The 15,526-nt window shown below is 70.6% G+C and carries 19 protein-coding genes; 6 read left to right on the forward strand and 13 right to left on the reverse strand.

Features of this window, described 5'->3' with window-relative positions; all coding sequences use genetic code 11:
- Positions 1–73 precede the first annotated feature (73 nt).
- Together ACFFR3_RS16820 and sigE are read right to left on the reverse strand one after the other, a co-directional pair.
- Positions 74–601: an anti-sigma factor family protein gene (locus ACFFR3_RS16820; RefSeq protein WP_355424404.1), complete on the reverse strand. Its 528-nt coding sequence runs from the start codon at positions 599–601 to the stop codon at positions 74–76.
- 1 nt (position 602) lies between these two features.
- Positions 603–1,235, reverse strand: a complete 633-nt coding sequence (gene sigE / locus ACFFR3_RS16825; RefSeq protein WP_355424401.1) for an RNA polymerase sigma factor SigE — start codon at positions 1,233–1,235, stop codon at positions 603–605.
- A gap of 183 nt (positions 1,236–1,418) precedes the next feature.
- Here sigE and ACFFR3_RS16830 point away from each other — a divergent pair, with 183 nt between their 5' ends.
- Positions 1,419–2,057 carry an O-methyltransferase gene (locus ACFFR3_RS16830; protein WP_345389856.1) on the forward strand — a complete coding sequence of 213 codons (639 nt, stop codon included), beginning with the start codon at positions 1,419–1,421 and terminating at the stop codon, positions 2,055–2,057.
- Between the two features lie 37 nt (positions 2,058–2,094).
- On the opposite strand, the gene ACFFR3_RS16835 is transcribed toward ACFFR3_RS16830, so the two are convergent.
- Together ACFFR3_RS16835 and ACFFR3_RS16840 are read right to left on the reverse strand one after the other, a co-directional pair.
- On the reverse strand, positions 2,095–3,498 hold the full coding sequence (locus ACFFR3_RS16835) for a leucyl aminopeptidase (protein WP_364371358.1): 1,404 nt from the start codon (positions 3,496–3,498) through the stop codon (positions 2,095–2,097).
- Positions 3,499–3,577: 79 nt separating this feature from the next.
- On the reverse strand, positions 3,578–3,745 hold the full coding sequence (locus tag ACFFR3_RS16840; protein WP_020545024.1) for a DUF3117 domain-containing protein: 168 nt from the start codon (positions 3,743–3,745) through the stop codon (positions 3,578–3,580).
- Positions 3,746–3,904: 159 nt separating this feature from the next.
- On the opposite strand from ACFFR3_RS16840, the gene ACFFR3_RS16845 reads away from it, so the two are divergent.
- Both ACFFR3_RS16845 and ACFFR3_RS16850 read left to right on the forward strand, forming a co-directional pair.
- Complete coding sequence (locus ACFFR3_RS16845; protein WP_345389862.1) at positions 3,905–4,702, forward strand: PaaX family transcriptional regulator; 798 nt, start codon at positions 3,905–3,907, stop codon at positions 4,700–4,702.
- Positions 4,699–5,475, forward strand: coding sequence for an enoyl-CoA hydratase-related protein (locus ACFFR3_RS16850; RefSeq protein ID WP_345389865.1), 777 nt, complete (start codon positions 4,699–4,701; stop codon positions 5,473–5,475). The genes ACFFR3_RS16845 and ACFFR3_RS16850 overlap by 4 nt, the downstream gene beginning before the upstream one ends.
- 600 nt (positions 5,476–6,075) lie before the next feature.
- On the opposite strand, the gene ACFFR3_RS16855 is transcribed toward ACFFR3_RS16850, so the two are convergent.
- The 6 genes from ACFFR3_RS16855 to ACFFR3_RS16880 all read right to left on the reverse strand — a co-directional run bounded on the left by ACFFR3_RS16855 (position 6,076) and on the right by ACFFR3_RS16880 (position 10,924).
- A complete protein-coding gene (locus tag ACFFR3_RS16855; RefSeq protein ID WP_345389868.1) occupies positions 6,076–6,639 on the reverse strand; it encodes a DNA-3-methyladenine glycosylase I in 564 nt (187 codons plus the stop codon).
- A complete protein-coding gene (locus ACFFR3_RS16860) occupies positions 6,636–7,301 on the reverse strand; it encodes a prolipoprotein diacylglyceryl transferase (RefSeq protein WP_345389871.1) in 666 nt (221 codons plus the stop codon). Before ACFFR3_RS16860 ends, ACFFR3_RS16855 begins: the two co-directional genes overlap by 4 nt.
- Positions 7,302–7,383: 82 nt before the next feature.
- Positions 7,384–7,968 carry an LOG family protein gene (locus tag ACFFR3_RS16865; RefSeq protein ID WP_345389874.1) on the reverse strand — a complete coding sequence of 195 codons (585 nt, stop codon included), beginning with the start codon at positions 7,966–7,968 and terminating at the stop codon, positions 7,384–7,386.
- Positions 7,969–7,979: 11 nt separating this feature from the next.
- Positions 7,980–8,777: an LOG family protein gene (locus ACFFR3_RS16870; RefSeq protein ID WP_364371367.1), complete on the reverse strand. Its 798-nt coding sequence runs from the start codon at positions 8,775–8,777 to the stop codon at positions 7,980–7,982.
- A 258-nt stretch (positions 8,778–9,035) separates the two neighbouring features.
- Positions 9,036–10,091, reverse strand: a complete 1,056-nt coding sequence (gene dapE / locus ACFFR3_RS16875) for a succinyl-diaminopimelate desuccinylase (RefSeq protein ID WP_345389877.1) — start codon at positions 10,089–10,091, stop codon at positions 9,036–9,038.
- On the reverse strand, positions 10,091–10,924 hold the full coding sequence (locus tag ACFFR3_RS16880) for a 2,3,4,5-tetrahydropyridine-2,6-dicarboxylate N-succinyltransferase (RefSeq protein WP_345389880.1): 834 nt from the start codon (positions 10,922–10,924) through the stop codon (positions 10,091–10,093). Before ACFFR3_RS16880 ends, dapE begins: the two co-directional genes overlap by 1 nt.
- A 37-nt stretch (positions 10,925–10,961) precedes the next feature.
- Between ACFFR3_RS16880 and ACFFR3_RS16885 the strand changes: the two genes are divergently transcribed.
- Positions 10,962–11,780: a hypothetical protein gene (locus ACFFR3_RS16885; protein WP_364371372.1), complete on the forward strand. Its 819-nt coding sequence runs from the start codon at positions 10,962–10,964 to the stop codon at positions 11,778–11,780.
- A gap of 4 nt (positions 11,781–11,784) precedes the next feature.
- On the opposite strand, the gene ACFFR3_RS16890 is transcribed toward ACFFR3_RS16885, so the two are convergent.
- The 3 genes from ACFFR3_RS16890 to fdxA all read right to left on the reverse strand — a co-directional run bounded on the left by ACFFR3_RS16890 (position 11,785) and on the right by fdxA (position 14,024).
- Positions 11,785–12,441, reverse strand: coding sequence for a DUF4178 domain-containing protein (locus tag ACFFR3_RS16890; protein ID WP_345389886.1), 657 nt, complete (start codon positions 12,439–12,441; stop codon positions 11,785–11,787).
- Between the two features lie 94 nt (positions 12,442–12,535).
- Positions 12,536–13,606, reverse strand: a complete 1,071-nt coding sequence (dapC, locus tag ACFFR3_RS16895) for a succinyldiaminopimelate transaminase (protein WP_364371375.1) — start codon at positions 13,604–13,606, stop codon at positions 12,536–12,538.
- Between the two features lie 91 nt (positions 13,607–13,697).
- A complete protein-coding gene (fdxA, locus tag ACFFR3_RS16900; protein ID WP_175593000.1) occupies positions 13,698–14,024 on the reverse strand; it encodes a ferredoxin in 327 nt (108 codons plus the stop codon).
- A 105-nt stretch (positions 14,025–14,129) separates the two neighbouring features.
- On the opposite strand from fdxA, the gene ACFFR3_RS50250 reads away from it, so the two are divergent.
- On the forward strand, positions 14,130–14,366 hold the full coding sequence (locus ACFFR3_RS50250; protein ID WP_425569083.1) for a putative acetyltransferase: 237 nt from the start codon (positions 14,130–14,132) through the stop codon (positions 14,364–14,366).
- Positions 14,367–14,377: 11 nt separating this feature from the next.
- Positions 14,378–15,448 carry an ABC transporter substrate-binding protein gene (locus ACFFR3_RS16905; protein ID WP_345389893.1) on the forward strand — a complete coding sequence of 357 codons (1,071 nt, stop codon included), beginning with the start codon at positions 14,378–14,380 and terminating at the stop codon, positions 15,446–15,448.
- The last annotated feature ends 78 nt before the right edge of the window (positions 15,449–15,526 follow it).

Below are 15,526 nucleotides of genomic sequence, written 5' to 3' on the forward strand. Positions count from 1 at the left end.
AATTCCCGAACCCAGATCGTATGCCCGCTCCGCCGCCGACTACGCCAACCGATTGCCCCCGGCATTGCCGAGGTCAGGGTGTGGCAGTAGCGGGGGCGTTCGTAGGCGTAGTACGGGCCTGCTGCTGGAACAGTTCAACAGGCGGAGCCGGGTTGTTCTGCCCGACTCCGCTCACGGCGAAGAAGGTGCCGAGCGCCACGGCCGCCGAGACCACGCCGACCGCGACATAGGTGTTGCGCCGCCTACTGCCACGGCCAGGCCCCGAAGCCCCGCCACCGGCGTCGCGGCGCGGCCGGTTGTCGAGCGGCGCGATGGTGTGCGGCCCCGGAATGGGCACTCCCCCGAACGTACGCGTGGGGAAAGGGCGCTCCCTCGGCGGCAACGGCCCGCCCGGCTCCGCCATGCGGAGCAGGGACATCGTCAGGTCGGCCGGCATCGCCGGCGTCTCGAGCGAGCGCAGACGGGACTTGAGCGCCCGCACCGACTCGACCTCGCGACGACAGTCAGCACAGAAAGTCAGATGAGCCAGCGCACGCTCGCGCTCGGTGTGGCTGAGCTCTCCGTCGACGAGCGCGGATGCGCGTTCTCCCAGATGAGCCATGTCAGATTTCCTCCCCACGGATCACGGTCGGGGGGAGTTGAGAATTACGGGGGGCTCGATGGTCGAGAGCCTCCCGCAACTGCGCCCGGCCACGGTGAATACGGCTTCGGACCGTACCCAGCTTGACGCCGAGCGTGGCCGCGATCTCCTCGTAGGACAGGCCCTCGATGTCACACAGCACGATCGCGGCCCGGAACTCGGGGGCGAGCGCGTCGAGGGCGGCTTGGATGTCGGGCTCCAGGTGGGCGTCGTCGAACGCCTGCGCCGGGGACGGCTCACGACCGCGCAGCCGCTCGGCGGCGTCGTCGGCCAGCCCCTCGAACCTGATGCGCTGCTTGCGCCGCGCCATGTCGAGGAACAGGTTGGTCGTGATCCGGTGCAGCCACCCCTCGAACGTGCCGGGGGTGTAACTCGACAGCGACCTGAAGACCCTGACGAAGACCTCCTGCGTGAGGTCTTCGGCGTCATGGACATTGCCGGTCAGCCGGTACGCCAGCCGATACACGCGTGCGGAGTGAGTCCGCACCACTTCCTCCCAGCTGGGAGGCGTCCAGTCGGACGACACCGGAGCATCGGTCTGGTGGTCGCTCTCGTCCACCAGAACTCCTCTCTCTGGGACCACCGCTACCGCCATAGTGCCTGGTTTCGTCCCTTCGTGCGCACTGCCTGCCTTCCGGACCGGCAAAGCCCGTTTAAACCTGCAACGCCTCGGGACCCTCCTGAGTTCCCGTCCCGGCGTGTCTCCCCTAGGCTGCGATCGGTGCCAATCACGCGTATACCTCGCGACCAATCGCACGAAAGTGGGGGGAGGAGGCCGATGACCACTCCGGTGGAGGCCACTCTGGCCTATGCGGAGCAGTTCCATCATGAGGATGAGATCCTGCACGCGGCGCGGCAGCGCGGGCTGGAGATGGGTGCCACACCCATCCTTCCCGGCGGCGGCGCCGCCCTGTGCTTTCTCACGACCGTCGTCAACGCCAAGTCGGTGGTCGAGATCGGCACGGGTTGCGGCGTGTCGGGATTGTGGCTGCTGCGCGGCATGCGTACGGACGGCACATTGACGAGCGTCGACGTGGAGCCCGAGCATCAGCGGCTGGCCCGGCAGGCGTTCACGGAGGCCGGGTTCTCCGGCAGCAGGGTGCGGCTCATCTCGGGCCGCGCGCTCGACGTGCTGCCGCGTTTGTCGGACGGCGGCTATGACATGGTGTTCGCCGACGGCGCCAAGCAGGAATACGCCGACTATCTCGCCGAGGCGGTCCGGCTGCTGCGCGTGGGCGGCATCGTGGCGTTCGACAACATGTTGTGGCACCACCGCGTGGCCGACCCGACGCAGCGCGACACCGACACGGTGGCGCTGCGCGAGGTCGGCAAGCTGGTGCAGTCGGACGAGCGGCTGCGTTCGGTGCTCATGCCGCTCGGCGACGGCCTGCTGGCCGCGGTGAAGATCTCCGGCTGACCCACCGACCCCACGCGGGGGCCGGTGGGGGCAGCGGTCAGCCCTTGGTGAGCCACTCCACCAGGAGGCGGACGCCGAAGCCCGTGGCGCCCTTGGTGAGCGTGCCCTCGTCCACGGTGCTGCGCCCGACGCCGGCGACGTCGAGGTGCGCCCACGGCCGCTTGCCCGCGAACTCCCGCAGGAACAGCGCCGCCGTGATCGACCCGCCGCCGTAGGTGGAGCCGGACTCGACGTTGGCGAGGTCGGCGATCGGCGACCTGAGCGCGGGCGCGTAGTCCTCGACCAGCGGCATCCGCCACAGCTTGTCGTCGGCCGCCCGGCCCGCGGAGACGAGCCGCTCGGCCAGCGTGTCGTCGGAGGAGTAGACGGCGCCGTAGTGGCGGCCGAGCGCGACCGTGATGGCCCCGGTGAGCGTGGCGATGTCGATCACCTCGTCGGGGTCGAGCACGGCGTCGGCGTAGGCGAGCGCGTCGGCCAGCACGAGCCGGCCCTCGGCGTCGGTGTTGAGCACCTCGACCGTACGGCCGCCGTAGTGCTTGATCACGTCGCTGGGCCGCTGGGCGGTGCCGGACGGCATGTTCTCGGCGGCGGCGACCAGACCGGTCACGCGTACGGGGGCCTTGAGCTCGGCCAGCGCCTTGAGCACCGCGATGACGACCGCGCCGCCCGCCATGTCGGTCTTCTGGGTCTTCATGTTGTCGGTCGGCTTGAGCGACAGCCCGCCCGAGTCGAACGTGATGCCCTTGCCCACCAGCACGACGTGCCGCTCGACCGGCTCGTCGGGGGTGTAGGTGAGCTTGATGAGCCGGGGCGGGCTGGCCGAGCCCTGCCCGACGGCGAGGATGCCGCCGAACCCGTCGGCCTTCAGCCGCTCCTCGTCCCAGACCTCGACCGGCACGCCGCTCTCCTGGGCCTGCTCGGCGAGCCAGGCGGGGTTCTTCACCGAGGACGGCGTGTTGGCGAGGTCGCGGGCGAACGCGACGGCCCGCGCGACGGTCTCGGCGCGCCGCACCTGGCCCTCGTCGGCCCCGGCGAACACCAGCGTGCCGACCGGCTTCTTGCCGGCCTTGCCGATCCTGAACGTGTACGCCGCCAGCAGCGCCGCCTCGGCGAACGGCGTCAGGTCACCAGCGGGCGGCACCACGGTCAGCGTGTCCCTGCCCTTGGCCTTCCTGGTCAGCGCGGCGGCGGCGGTGCGCAGGGCGCGCGGGGAGCCGTCGCCGACGCCGTACAGCAGGACCCGGCCCACTCCGCCGGACCGAGCCACCGGCACCTCGACGATCTCGCCCGCCTCGCCCTTGGCGTCGTAGTGGGCGAGCAGGCCGGCGGCCGGCAGCGGCAGCTCGACCGAGGGGCTGAGGTCGGAGTCATAGGGGACGGCCAGCAACTCGGCGTCGTCGGGAACCTCGGTGACCACCGACGTAGTGGTCTCAATGGGCACGAACTACTCCTCAAACGTCAGCGACCCTGGCGTCGTGGGTACGCCAGGGTCGTGGAACAAAGTGATCTCCGGGGAGCGCTCAGCCGACGACGTTCTTCAACGCCTCGCCGAGCGCCTTGGCCTCGTCGGCGGAGATCTCCACGACGAGCCGGCCGCCACCCTCCAGGGGGACCCGCATGACAATGCCGCGCCCTTCCTTGGTGACCTCGAGCGGACCATCGCCGGTCCGCGGCTTCATCGCCGCCATGCGTGCATCCCTTCCTGCCTTGGGCTCCCGCGGCCCGCGATTTCCGACCTCCCGAGGGGGTGGTCGGCGCATTCACGTCTTCTGTGATGTCCTATTCTCCCGCATCGAGAGCGCTCATGGGTAACGATCTCCTCCCAGAATGCGTTGTCGCGGCAGGCGATGACGTCCAAACTGGACTTCGTGCACGCTCGCGCCGCTCTGTTCGACCTCTACGGTGACCACCTGCGTTCACGCGGCGGACAGGCGTCCGTCGCCGCTCTCGTGCGCCTCATGAAACCCCTGGAAATAGCCGCTCCCGCCGTACGTACGGCGGTTTCGAGAATGGTGCGACAGGGCTGGCTCCAGCCGGTGCGGCTGCCACAGGGCGCGGGCTACGGGCTGACGCCGAAGTGCGTCAGGCGGCTGGACGAGGCGGCGCTGAGAATTTACCGAGCCGGAACGCTGACCTGGCACGGCCGCTGGCACCTGATCGTCTTCGAGCCGGTCAAGGAACGGCAGCGCAGAGAGCGGCTGAAGGCGGACCTGACGTTCCTCGGCTACGCCTCGCTGTCGGAGACGACGTGGATCGGCCCGCGCTCCTCGATCGAGCTGGACAACCTGCTGGAGGGCGAAGGGGTGCGGGCCGACAGGTTCGACGCGGCGCTGGAGGGCGACCCGCGCGAGCTGGTGGCCAGGGCATGGGATCTGGACGCCATCGGCGAGGCGTACGAGCACTGGCTGGCCGAGGCTGTCACGCTGATCAGCACGCTGCCGGAGGAGGCGCCGCCCGACCGGGTGTTCGCGACGCGGAGCCGGCTGGTGCACGGGTGGCGCAACTTCCTGTTCCGCGATCCCGGCCTGCCGCCCGAGCTGCTGCCCGCGGGCTGGCCGGGCGAGAAGGCACGGGCCTTCTTCGAGCAGGAGGCCGCCAGGCTGCTGCCCGCAGCCGCCGCGTTCGTCGACAGGGAGTTGCTGTGATCCGCTATGACGTGGCCGACGCCGTCGCCACCATCACGCTCGACCGGCCCGAGGCGATGAACTCGCTGACCGCCGAGACCAAGCAGGCGCTGCACGACGCGCTGCGCAGGGCCGCGCACGACCGCGGGGTGCGCGCGGTGCTGCTGACCGGCTCGGGCCGGGCCTTCTGCGCGGGCCAGGACCTGCGTGAGCACGCCGACAACCTGGAGGCGGGGCGCGGGCTGGCCAACACCGTGCGGGCCCACTACAACCCGATCGTCGAGCTGATCAGCACGATGCCCAAGCCGGTGGTGGCCGCCGTCAACGGGGTGGCGGCGGGCGCGGGCGCGTCGCTGGCGTTCGCGTGCGACCTGCGGGTGGCGTCGGAGCGGGCGAAGTTCGCGCTGGCGTTCGCGGGGATCGGGCTCGCGCCCGACTCGGGCGCGTCGTGGACGTTGCAGCGCCTGGTGGGCCAGGGGCACGCGGCCGAGCTGATGCTGCTGGGCGAGCCGCTCGACGCGGCCCGCGCCCTGGAGCTCGGGCTGGTGACCCGCGTGGTGCCGGCGGAGGACGTCTTGAAGACCGCCACCGACCTCGCCGTACGTCTCGCGCAGGGCCCCACGCTGGCCTACGGCGCCACCAAGCGGGCGCTGGCCTACGCCGCCACCCACGCGCTGGCCGACTCGCTCGCCATGGAGGCCGACCTCCAGGACCAGTGCGTCGCCACCCAGGACCACCTCAACGCCACCCGCGCCTTCCTCGCCAAGGAGCAGCCGACGTTCAACGCGGAGTGACCTCCCCTCGGGGAAGCCGGACATCACGCACGCACCCGACCACTTCGACGCTCTCCGCGCGACCGCCCTGGAACCGCTGACCGGCGGCGAGCCGGACGCCGGTGACCCGGTCCACGCCCGGCCGCCGGCCGCGCTGAGCGAGCGGTCCGGCGAGTGGCTGGCGGGGATGGCGCCGGGGCGGCTGTGGGCCGATCCGCCGCTCGAAGGGCGGCCGGGTTCGTCCAGCACGGCTGCGTGGCCTACACGGGCTCCTACGGCCTCTCACTGCTCATCGCGGCGTCGGAGACCCTGGCGCTGCTGCACGGCTCTCCCTGGCGATCACGGACCCGGGACGGCGGGTTCCGCGCGCCGGCCAAGGGCTGGATCGAGCGTTGCCCGCGTCCCTACCGGGAGCACGCGATCGTGCCCGAGACCAGGCGGCGGGCGCCGCGAGCCCGTCACGCGCCGCTACGTCCGCATCTGGCTGGACCACGACGCCGACCCCGAGGACGCCTCCTACACCTGCGTCCTGCTGCCGAACGCCGCAAGATCAGCGCCGATGCACCCGCCCGCGCATACCGGCGCTCGGCGGGTCGCTCGGGCGCAGTCACGCGGCGGAGCTCACCACGTACGCGCGACGCAGTCCTCGAGATGATCGTTGACCAGCCCGATCGCCTGCATGAGCGCGTAGGCGGTGGTCGGGCCGACGAACCTGAAGCCGTGTCTCTTGAGCTCCTTGGCCAGCGCCTTGGAGCCGGGCGTGACGGCCGGCACGTCGGCCATCGTGCGCGGCACGGGCGCGTCGGGATCGGCGTGCCGCCACACCAGCTCCGACAGGCCGCCGGGCAGGTCGAGCGCGGCCCTGGCGTTGGCGACGGCCGCCTCGATCTTGGCGCGGTTGCGGATGATGCCGGCGTCGCCGAGCAGCCGCTCGACGTCTTCTTCCGTGTACGCGGCCACCTTCGCGATGGAGAAGCCGTCGAACGCGGCGCGGAAGTTCTCCCGCTTGCGCAGGATCGTCAGCCACGACAACCCCGACTGGAACGCCTCGAGCGAGACCCGCTCGAAGACCGCGTCGTCGCCCTTGAGCGGGCGGCCCCACTCCTTGTCGTGGTAGGCGAGGTACATCGGGTCGGACATGCCGGCCCAGGTGCAGCGGATCGGCTCTGTTACGTGCGCTGTCACTTGCGCTGCTCATCCTCCTGGCCGTTGAGCGAGGCCCGCGCGGAGGAGTCTTCCTGCTCCTCAGCGTCCTTCTCGTCGTCCTTCTCGGCGTCCTTCTCGTCGGCCTTGTCTGCTGCTCCGGCCTTCTCGGCCTTCTCTTCGCCGGCCGTGTCCTCGGGCTCCTTCTCAGCCTCGGGCAGCCGCCACTCCGGGTCCTCGGGCGGGCTGGTCAGGCCGGCCTCGCCGTCCCACGACACCGAGGCGCCGCTGGAGGTCACCGGGTCACCCGACTCCGACAGCGCGCGGGACTCGGCGGGAGCCTCGGGCTCGTGCTCGGTGCGCGGGCCGGAACCGGGCGCGGCGTAGACCTCCTGCCGCGCGTACAGCCGGTTGGACAGCAGCTCGGAGACCCGCTGCTCCAGCACGGCGATGCGGGTGTCACGCGCGCTGATCGCCGTCGCGGCGCGGCGCAGCGTCTCATCGACGCTCTGCGTGTGATAGCCGACCAGGTTGACCGGCAGGTGGAGCGCCATGAAGTCGACCGCCGAGAGCTGCCCCGCCTCGGGGAGGTCGAGCGGCGGCACATCGGGCGGGAACTCGGTCAGCTCACCGCCCTTGCCCAGGGAGACCAGGACCACGCAGACCAGGATCGCGATGGCGGCGATGGCGAGTATGACCAGCACATTGGCATCGTACTCATAGCATCGGGGCACGAGGTCCCGCACATGCCGCGACCGGTGCGTCTCCGGGCGGCGGGAAAGCCGGTCAGCCGGCGGCCTCGCCCAGCTCGGCGACGCTCGGCCTGACCGGTTGCGTACGCGCCTCCAGGTGGGCGAACGCCTCCTCGACCGTCGAGGTCCAGGAGATGGCGTCGAAGACGTCGGGACGGGTGAAGCCCTCGTCGTACATGCGCTCGACGAGCGTCTTCAGCGGGTCGTACAGGCCGAAGGGGTCGAGCAGCACCAGCGGGCGGTCGTGGATGCCGAGCACCCGCGCGCTCCAGATCTCGAACAGCTCCTCCAGCGTGCCGATGCCGCCCGGCAGCACCAGGAACGCGTCGGAGCGGTCGTCCATGACGCCCTTGCGCTCGCGCATGCCGTCGGTCACGACCAGCTCGTCCGACTCCTCGTCGGCCACCTCCATGTCGACCAGGACCTGCGGGATCACGCCGACCGTCCGGCCGCCCGCGGCGCGGGCGGCCGAGGTGACGGCGCCCATGCAGGACACCGACCCACCGCCGCTCACCAGCGTGTGACCCCGCCGGGCCAGCTCGGTGCCCACCTGGGCGGCCAGGTCGATGTATTTGGCGTCGATGGTCAGGCTGGAGGCGCAGTAGACGCAGATGTTCACGCTGAAAGAGCTTATTGGGGCTCCGCCGTCTGGACCGATGTCGCCTCGATCTCCTCCTGGCGCTGCCGGGAGCGGGCCCGGTCGGACTCGACGATGATGCGGACCGCCTCGTCGGGGTCGTCGGTGACGGTGATCAGCTCGAGGTCCTGGGCGGCGATCTTGCCGGTGCCCAGCAGCGTGCCCTTGATCCAGTCGATCAGCCCGCCCCAGAACTCGCTGCCGAGCAGCACCACGGGGAAGGAGGTGACCTTGCGGGTCTGCACCAGCGTGAGCGCCTCGAACAGCTCGTCGAGCGTGCCGAAGCCGCCGGGCAGCGTGATGAAGCCGCAGGAGTATTTGACGAACATCGTCTTGCGGACGAAGAAGTAGCGGAACTCGATGCCGAGATCGACGTAGTCGTTCATGCGCTGCTCGAAGGGCAGCTCGATGCCGAGCCCCACGGACACCGCGCCGTCGACCTCGCTCGCGCCCCGGTTGGCCGACTCCATGACGCCGGGCCCGCCACCGGTGATCACCGCGTAGCCGGCCTCGGCCAGCTTGCGGCCGAGCGTGCGGCCCAGCGCGTATTCGGGCGAGTCGGGGGCGGTGCGGGCCGAGCCGAAGACCGTGACGGCCGGGGGCAGCTCGGCGAGCTGGCCGAAGCCCTCCACGAACTCCGCCTGGATGCGCAGGACCCGCCACGGGTCCATGTGCACCCAGTCGGACGGCCCCTGACGGGCCAGCAGCCGCTGGTCGTGGGTGGAGCTGGGGACGAGGCTGCCGCGGACGAAAGCCTGGCCCTGTCGGCGTTCTCGACGGATCTTTTCCATGCGGATCACGCTAGTCCTTCTCGCACGTGGCCGGTTCCAGGAACCGCGTCACTGCCCCCTGGAGGTCTCCAGCGTGCATGCCGCAGGCGTAACCGCAGGTGGCGGGGGTGAGAAACCGTTCTGAAAAAACTTGGAAGAAGCAGGGAACCAGATTTCGGCTCCCCCGCGTCTAATCGGCGAGGGTGCTGCTCGGGACTGAAAGTGGTCTTCCCCGCCAAATGGCCGGCGAGGAAGGCCACTTTCATGTGTGGGCCCCTTCTAGGCGGACAGCCAGTCGAGCATCGCCCGCTCGCTCTCCACGATCTTCTGCAGCGACACGTACTCGCCCTGCTGGTGTGCCAGGTTCGGGTCCCCAGGGCCGTAGTTGACGGCCGGGACGCCGAGCGCGGAGAAGCGGGCCACGTCGGTCCAGCCCAGCTTGGCGCGCGGGGTGCCGCCGACCGCCGCCGTGAAGGCCGCCGCCACCGGGTGCGTGAGCCCGGGACGGGCGGCCGGCGCCGCGTCCGTCAGGCTCACCGCGAAACCGTCGAAGACCTCGCGTACGTGCTGCTCCGCCTCCTCGATCGACAGGTCGGGCGCGAAGCGGTAGTTGACGCTCACCACGCACAGGTCGGGGATGACGTTGCCGGCCACGCCGCCGCGCACGCCCACCGCGTTGAGCCCTTCGTGGTATTCGAGCCCGTCGACCACCGGCCGGCGCGGCTCGTACGCGTTGAGCCTGGCCAGCACCGGCTCGATGCCGTGGATGGCGTTGACCCCGAACCACGAGCGCGCGCTGTGCGCCCGCTTGCCCGCCACCGTGACGTCGGCGCGCAGCGTGCCCTGGCAGCCGCCCTCGATGACGCCGTCGGTGGGCTCCATCAGCACCGCGAAGTCGGCCGCCAGCCAGTCGGGGTGCTCGCGCGCGACCCTGGTCAGGCCGTTGCGCTCGGCCTCGACCTCCTCGCAGTCGTAGAAGACGTAGGTGACGTCGCGGCCGGGCGCGGGCAGGGCGGCGGCCAGCTTGAGCGCGACGGCCACGCCCGCCTTCATGTCGGTGGTGCCGCAGCCGTAGAGCAGGTCGCCCTCCACCCGGCTGGGCAGGTTGCCGGCGACGGGGACGGTGTCGAGGTGGCCCGCGATCAGCACCCGCTCGGAGCGGCCCTGCTCGGTGCGTGCCACGACCGTCTCGCCCGACCGGGTCACCTTGAGGTGCGGCAGCGCGGCCAGTGCCCGCTCGACCTCGTCGGCCAGCGCCTTCTCGCCGCCGCTGACGGACTCGATGTCCACGATCGCGGCGGTCAGGTCGCGTACGTCCTGGGTCAGGTCAAGCATCAGGTGTTCACTCCGTGTTCGCGCAGCACCTCGTTGAGCGCCGCCTTGTCGTGCCTGCTCCCCGGCTCGAGGCGCTTGAGCACCAGCACGCACGGCAGGCCGAACGTGCCGCCGGGGAACTCCTTCTGCCGCGTGCCGCTCACCGCCACGCACCACGGCGGGATCGCGCCGCGGGCCAGCTCCTCGCCGGTCTCGACGTCGATGACCGGGATCGACGCGGAAAGGATCGTTCCCGCGCCGACGACCGCGCCCTCGCCCACCCTGGCGCCCTCGACGATCATCGCCCGGCTGCCGATGAGCGCGCCGTCCTCGACGACCACCGGCACCGCGTTCGGCGGCTCCAGCACGCCGCCGATGCCGACGCCGCCCGACAGGTGGACGTTCCTGCCGATCTGGGCGCACGAGCCGACCGTGGCCCATGTGTCGACCATGGTGCCGGCGTCGACGTACGCGCCGATGTTCGTGAACGACGGCATCAGCACCACGCCCGGCGCGAGGTAGGAGCCCCATCGGGCGATCGCGCCCGGCACCACCCGCACGCCCTCCAGCGAGCTCTTGAGCGGATGCCGGTCGTGGTGGTGGAAGTCGCCCACCTGCGAGCGCGTCATGCCGAGCACCTTGAAGCTGAGCAGGATCGCGCGTTTGGCCCGCTCGTCCACCACGACCTCGTCGTCCACCACCCGCGCGACCCTGGCCTCGCCCTTGTCGAGCAGATCGACCGCGCCCACCACGAGATGCCGGGCCTCGGCGTCGGCGGGTGTCAGCTCCGCCCTGCGCTCCCACAGCTCGTCCACCACGGCGGGCAGCGGTGACGACGTACGCACGTTGCTCATGGCCTGGGAGCTTATCCGGCCGGGTAGGTTTCTCAGCGTGCGCCCGCGCTTCTCCCGTGCTGTCATCACCATCGCGATCATCGTCGTCGTGCTGGCCGTCGGCGTGTCCTTCGGCCTCTACCACCTGCTGAAGCGCACGCCGCGGCTGGCGGTCCAGGAAGATCCGTTCTGCGTGGTCAAGACGCCTGAGGGGGTGCTGACCCTCGATCCCGAGCAGGCGCAGATCTCCGCCACGATCGCGGCCGTGGCGGCGCGGCGCAGGCTGCCCGAGCGGGCGGTGGTCATCGCGTACGCGACCGCGCTGCAGGAGTCGAAGCTGCTCAACCTCACCTACGGCGACCGCGACTCGCTGGGCGTGTTCCAGCAGCGTCCCTCGCAGGGCTGGGGCTCGAAGAAGCAGCTGATGGACCCGGTCTACGCCACGAACAAGTTCTTCGCCGAGCTGGTCAAGGTGAAGAACTACCGGAAGATCCCGCTGGCCGACGCGGCGCAGGCGGTGCAGCGGTCGGCGGGCGGCTACGCGTACGCGCCGCACGAGGGCGACGCGAAGATCCTGGCCGCCGCCTTCACCGGCCGGGTGCCGCAGGCCGTGCACTGCTGGTATCCGGCGAAGCAGACCCCGGCGCCGAAGCCCCGCACCGACGCCGCGCGCAAGCAGCTCGCCAAGGCGCTCGGCAGCACCGCGATCACCACGAAGCGGCGCGGCTGGCTGATGGCGGCCTGGTCGGTGGCGCACGCCGAGAAGTACGCGCTCACCAAGGTCGGCTACAACGGCGCCACCTGGCTCAACGACATCGAGGCCGACGGCTGGCAGCGGGGCGGCGCGGCGGGCGCCCGCCGCGTGGAGCTGGCGTGAGCGGTCAGGAGGCGCGGCGGACGATCGAGATCGAGCCGGGCGGCAGCGGCTGGGCGTAGGCGGCGGTCCACGAGCGGCCCTGGATGCGCTCGAACGACAGCAGCCGCCCGTCGGAGGCACGGTAGTCGGCGAAGTCGAGCAGCCCGCGATCGGGGTTGCCGGTGTCGCCCTCGCTCCTGAACGCGGCCGTGCCCCGCTCGATGGGGAAGAACTCCACGCCCTCCATGATCAGCATGCTCTTGGCGGGGACCATGCCCTGGGTCGGCACATCGTTCCAGAGCTGCACCTCAAGATGGGGCGGGCTGCCGGGACGCACCTCGACCGAGAGCCACTGCAGCCGCCGTGAGCCGTCGCGCAGCAGGAACTCCACCCACTGCTGGCCCTGCCAGGAGACGTGCATGGCGCCGAGCACGCGCGCGGGTGACCCGTGCACCTCGATCCGGTCGCCGACCTGGATCGTGCGAGGGTCGGTGTAGTCGGTGCCGGCACGGCCGGGGGCGCTGACCGGCGCCGCCAGCGGGGCCTCGACGGAGGCGACCTCGGCCGGTGCGGCGCTGGAGCGACCCTTCCTGTCTTGCCGCAGGGTGGCCCAGAAGGCACCCAGCAGCAGCAGGACGGTGGCGATGCTCAGCCCGAGAACGACCATGGAGGTCACGCTCATCGATCAGCTCGCTCCACTCGCGGTCTGCCTCGGCATAAGCCCTTATCAATTTATGCGCGCGAACCCGGCTCCGCCGGGGCTTTGCCGGGTGATCCTACTGGAGGCGGCGCACCGCCGCACCGATCCGCTCATCGGTCGCCGTGAGCGCCACGCGGATGTGCCGCCCACCTGCCGATCCGTAGAATTCGCCAGGAGCGACCAAAATCCCGATTTCGGAAAGCTTGCCGACCTGATCCCAGGCGCTCTGGCCGTTGGTGGCCCAGAAGTACAGCCCGGCGGTCGAGTGGTCGATGCTCCAGCCGGCCTTCTCCAGCGCGGGCCGCAGCAGCGCCCGGCGCCCGGCGTAGCGCTCGCGCTGCAGGTCGGCGTGCTGATCGTCGCCGAGCGCGACCGTCATCGCGGCCTGTACGGGCTGCGGCATCAGCATGCCGGCGTGCTTGCGGATCTCCAGCAGGCGCTTGACCAGGGCGGGGTCGCCGGTCACGAACCCGGCGCGATAGCCCGCCAGGTTGGAGCGCTTGGAGAGCGAGTGGACGGCGAGCAGCCCCTCGTGGGAGCCGCCGCAGACGTCGGGGTGCAGGATCGAGACCGGCCGTTCTTCCCAGCCGAGCTCGATGTAGCACTCGTCGGAGGCCACGATCGCGCCGCGCTCGCGGGCCCAGGCGACGACCTTGCGCAGGTGCTCGGCGGGCAGCACCCGGCCCGTGGGGTTGCCCGGCGAGTTGACCCAGATGAGGTCGACCTTCTCCGGGCCGAGCGCGAGCGTGCTGTCGGATGCGGTGCCCGTGGCGCCCGCGAGCCTGGCGCCCACGTCGTAGGTGGGGTAGGCCAGCTCGGGGAAGACGACCCTGCGCGCCCCCAGGTAGGTGGGCAGCCAGGCGACGAACTCCTTGGAGCCGATCAGCGGCAGCACGTCGCGCTGGTCGACGGTGACGCCGTGGCGGCGCGCCAGCCACCCGGCCGCGGCCTCGCGCAGCGCCTTGGTGCCGTGGGTGAGCGGATAGCCGGGGCTGTCGGCGGCCCCGGTGAGCGCGTCCTGGACGACTTGTGGCACGGAGTCGACGGGTGTGCCGACCGACAGGTCGACGATGCCGTCGGGGTGTGCCAGCGCGCGCTCCTTGTAGGGCTCCAGCCGGTCCCAGGGGAAGTCGGGCAGGTTGTTCACGGTTCTCCAGGGTGTTGCAGGCTGTCGCTAGGGCGCGCGCGTACGGGGCGCATCCCGCGGGATGCGCCCGTGCACGTCGGGCAGACGATCGTCAGTGATCCTCGCCCTGCGGCGGCAGGGCGGCCACCACCGGGTGATCCTTCTCGATCTTGCCCACCTTCGAGGCGCCACCGGGCGAGCCCAGGTCCTCGAAGAAGTCCACGTTCGCCTTGTAGTAGTCCTTCCACTGCTCGGGAAGGTCGTCCTCATAGAAAATCGCCTCGACGGGGCACACTGGCTCGCACGCGCCGCAGTCCACGCACTCGTCGGGGTGGATGTAAAGCATGCGCTCGCCCTCGTAGATGCAATCGACGGGGCACTCCTCGATGCACGCCTTGTCCAGGACGTCCACGCAAGGCTGCGCGATGACGTAGGTCACCTCGAGCTCCTTCTTCTCCGCACCATGGCATGACTCTGACCGCGGTTTGCTACGCCCTAGTATTGCCGTGCTTGCTCGCTGGCCGAAACGGAGGGTGGCAAACTCGTGGCCGCACGCCTCGTCATCGCCATCACAAGTCAGGATATAGGCGCCCGGATCACTACCCGAAGGCGCGTGCCTGGCGGGTTTCGGGACACGGTGGGCATCCTCGTGTCGTGGGCGGACGGAACTCTCAAGATCCGCAAAAGGGATGGCACGGAGGTGGAGATCCCCGAGGAGACGCTGGTGGCCGCGAAGGTCGTACCGGCCGCGCCTCCTCGACCTGGGAGGATGCAGCGGTAAGTATTCAATCTGTGACCGTACGTACCTGCGCCGCCGCAGCAGCCATCCTCGCCAGCGCCGGATGCGGCGCGTCGTCCACCGACACCGCCTCCACCGAGACCGAGAACCTGCCGCCCGTCAACGCCAAGGCCAGCTCGCTCAAGTCGGGCTTCGGCACCATGGAGCGGCTCGTCGAGGCCGCCCAGCAGGAGGGCGAGCTCAACGTCATCGCCCTGCCCCGCGAATGGGTGAACTTCGGCGAGATCATCGACACCTTCGCCGACAAGTACGACATCAAGATCAACGAACTCGAGCCCGCCGCCAGCAGCAAGCGCGAGCTCGACGTCGCCACCCAGCTCAAGCCCGACGTCTTCGACCTGACCATGGACATGGCGGTCTATGGTGCCGCCAAGTTCGCGCCGTACAAGGTGCAGGGGTGGCAGGATCTGCCCGACCACGTCAAGGACCCGTCCGGCGCCTGGTACGCCGCCTACGGCGGTTACATGTCGATCGGCTACGACCCGCGCGCGGTCAAGGCGCCCGCCTCCTTCGCCGACCTGCTCAAGCCCGGCTACCGCGTCGCGCTCGACGGCGACCCGCTGCGCTCCTCGTCGGCGTTCGGCGGGGTGATGGCCGCGTCCATGAGCTCGGGGGCGCCGCGGCCCGAGCAGGGCGTGGAGCTGTTCGCCAAGCTCAAGCAGGCCGGCCGGCTGACCGACGTGGCCAAGGCCAACGTGGTCGTCGCCTGGGACCACCTCAACGCCGCGCGCAGCGCGGAGCAGGCCGACGCGTGGAAGGTGACCATCCCCAAGGGCGCCGCGCTCGGCGGCTACCACGTGCAGGCCGTCAACAAGGCGGCGCCGCATCCCGCCGCGGCCCGGCTGTGGCAGGAGTTCCTGTTCTCCGACGAGGGCCAGAACCTGCTCCAGAAGGGCTACGCCCGCCCGGCGCGCGGCGAGGCGATGCTGATGAAGGGCACGCTCGACACCGAGCAGGCCCAGAAACTGCCGAAGGCGCCCGGTCCGCCGGTGCTCATGACGATTCCGCAGGCAGATGCGGCGAAGGCGTATCTCAAGCGGGAATGGACGAAGAGTGTGGGATGAGTCCCATGTGACTTGATATGTCGTAGGGACAATCAGGCTCTAAAGTGAACGGACAGCACGGCCACGGGGGCCCGATGT

Source organism: Nonomuraea salmonea (genome assembly GCF_042428605.1).
GTDB lineage: Bacteria > Actinomycetota > Actinomycetes > Streptosporangiales > Streptosporangiaceae > Nonomuraea > Nonomuraea salmonea.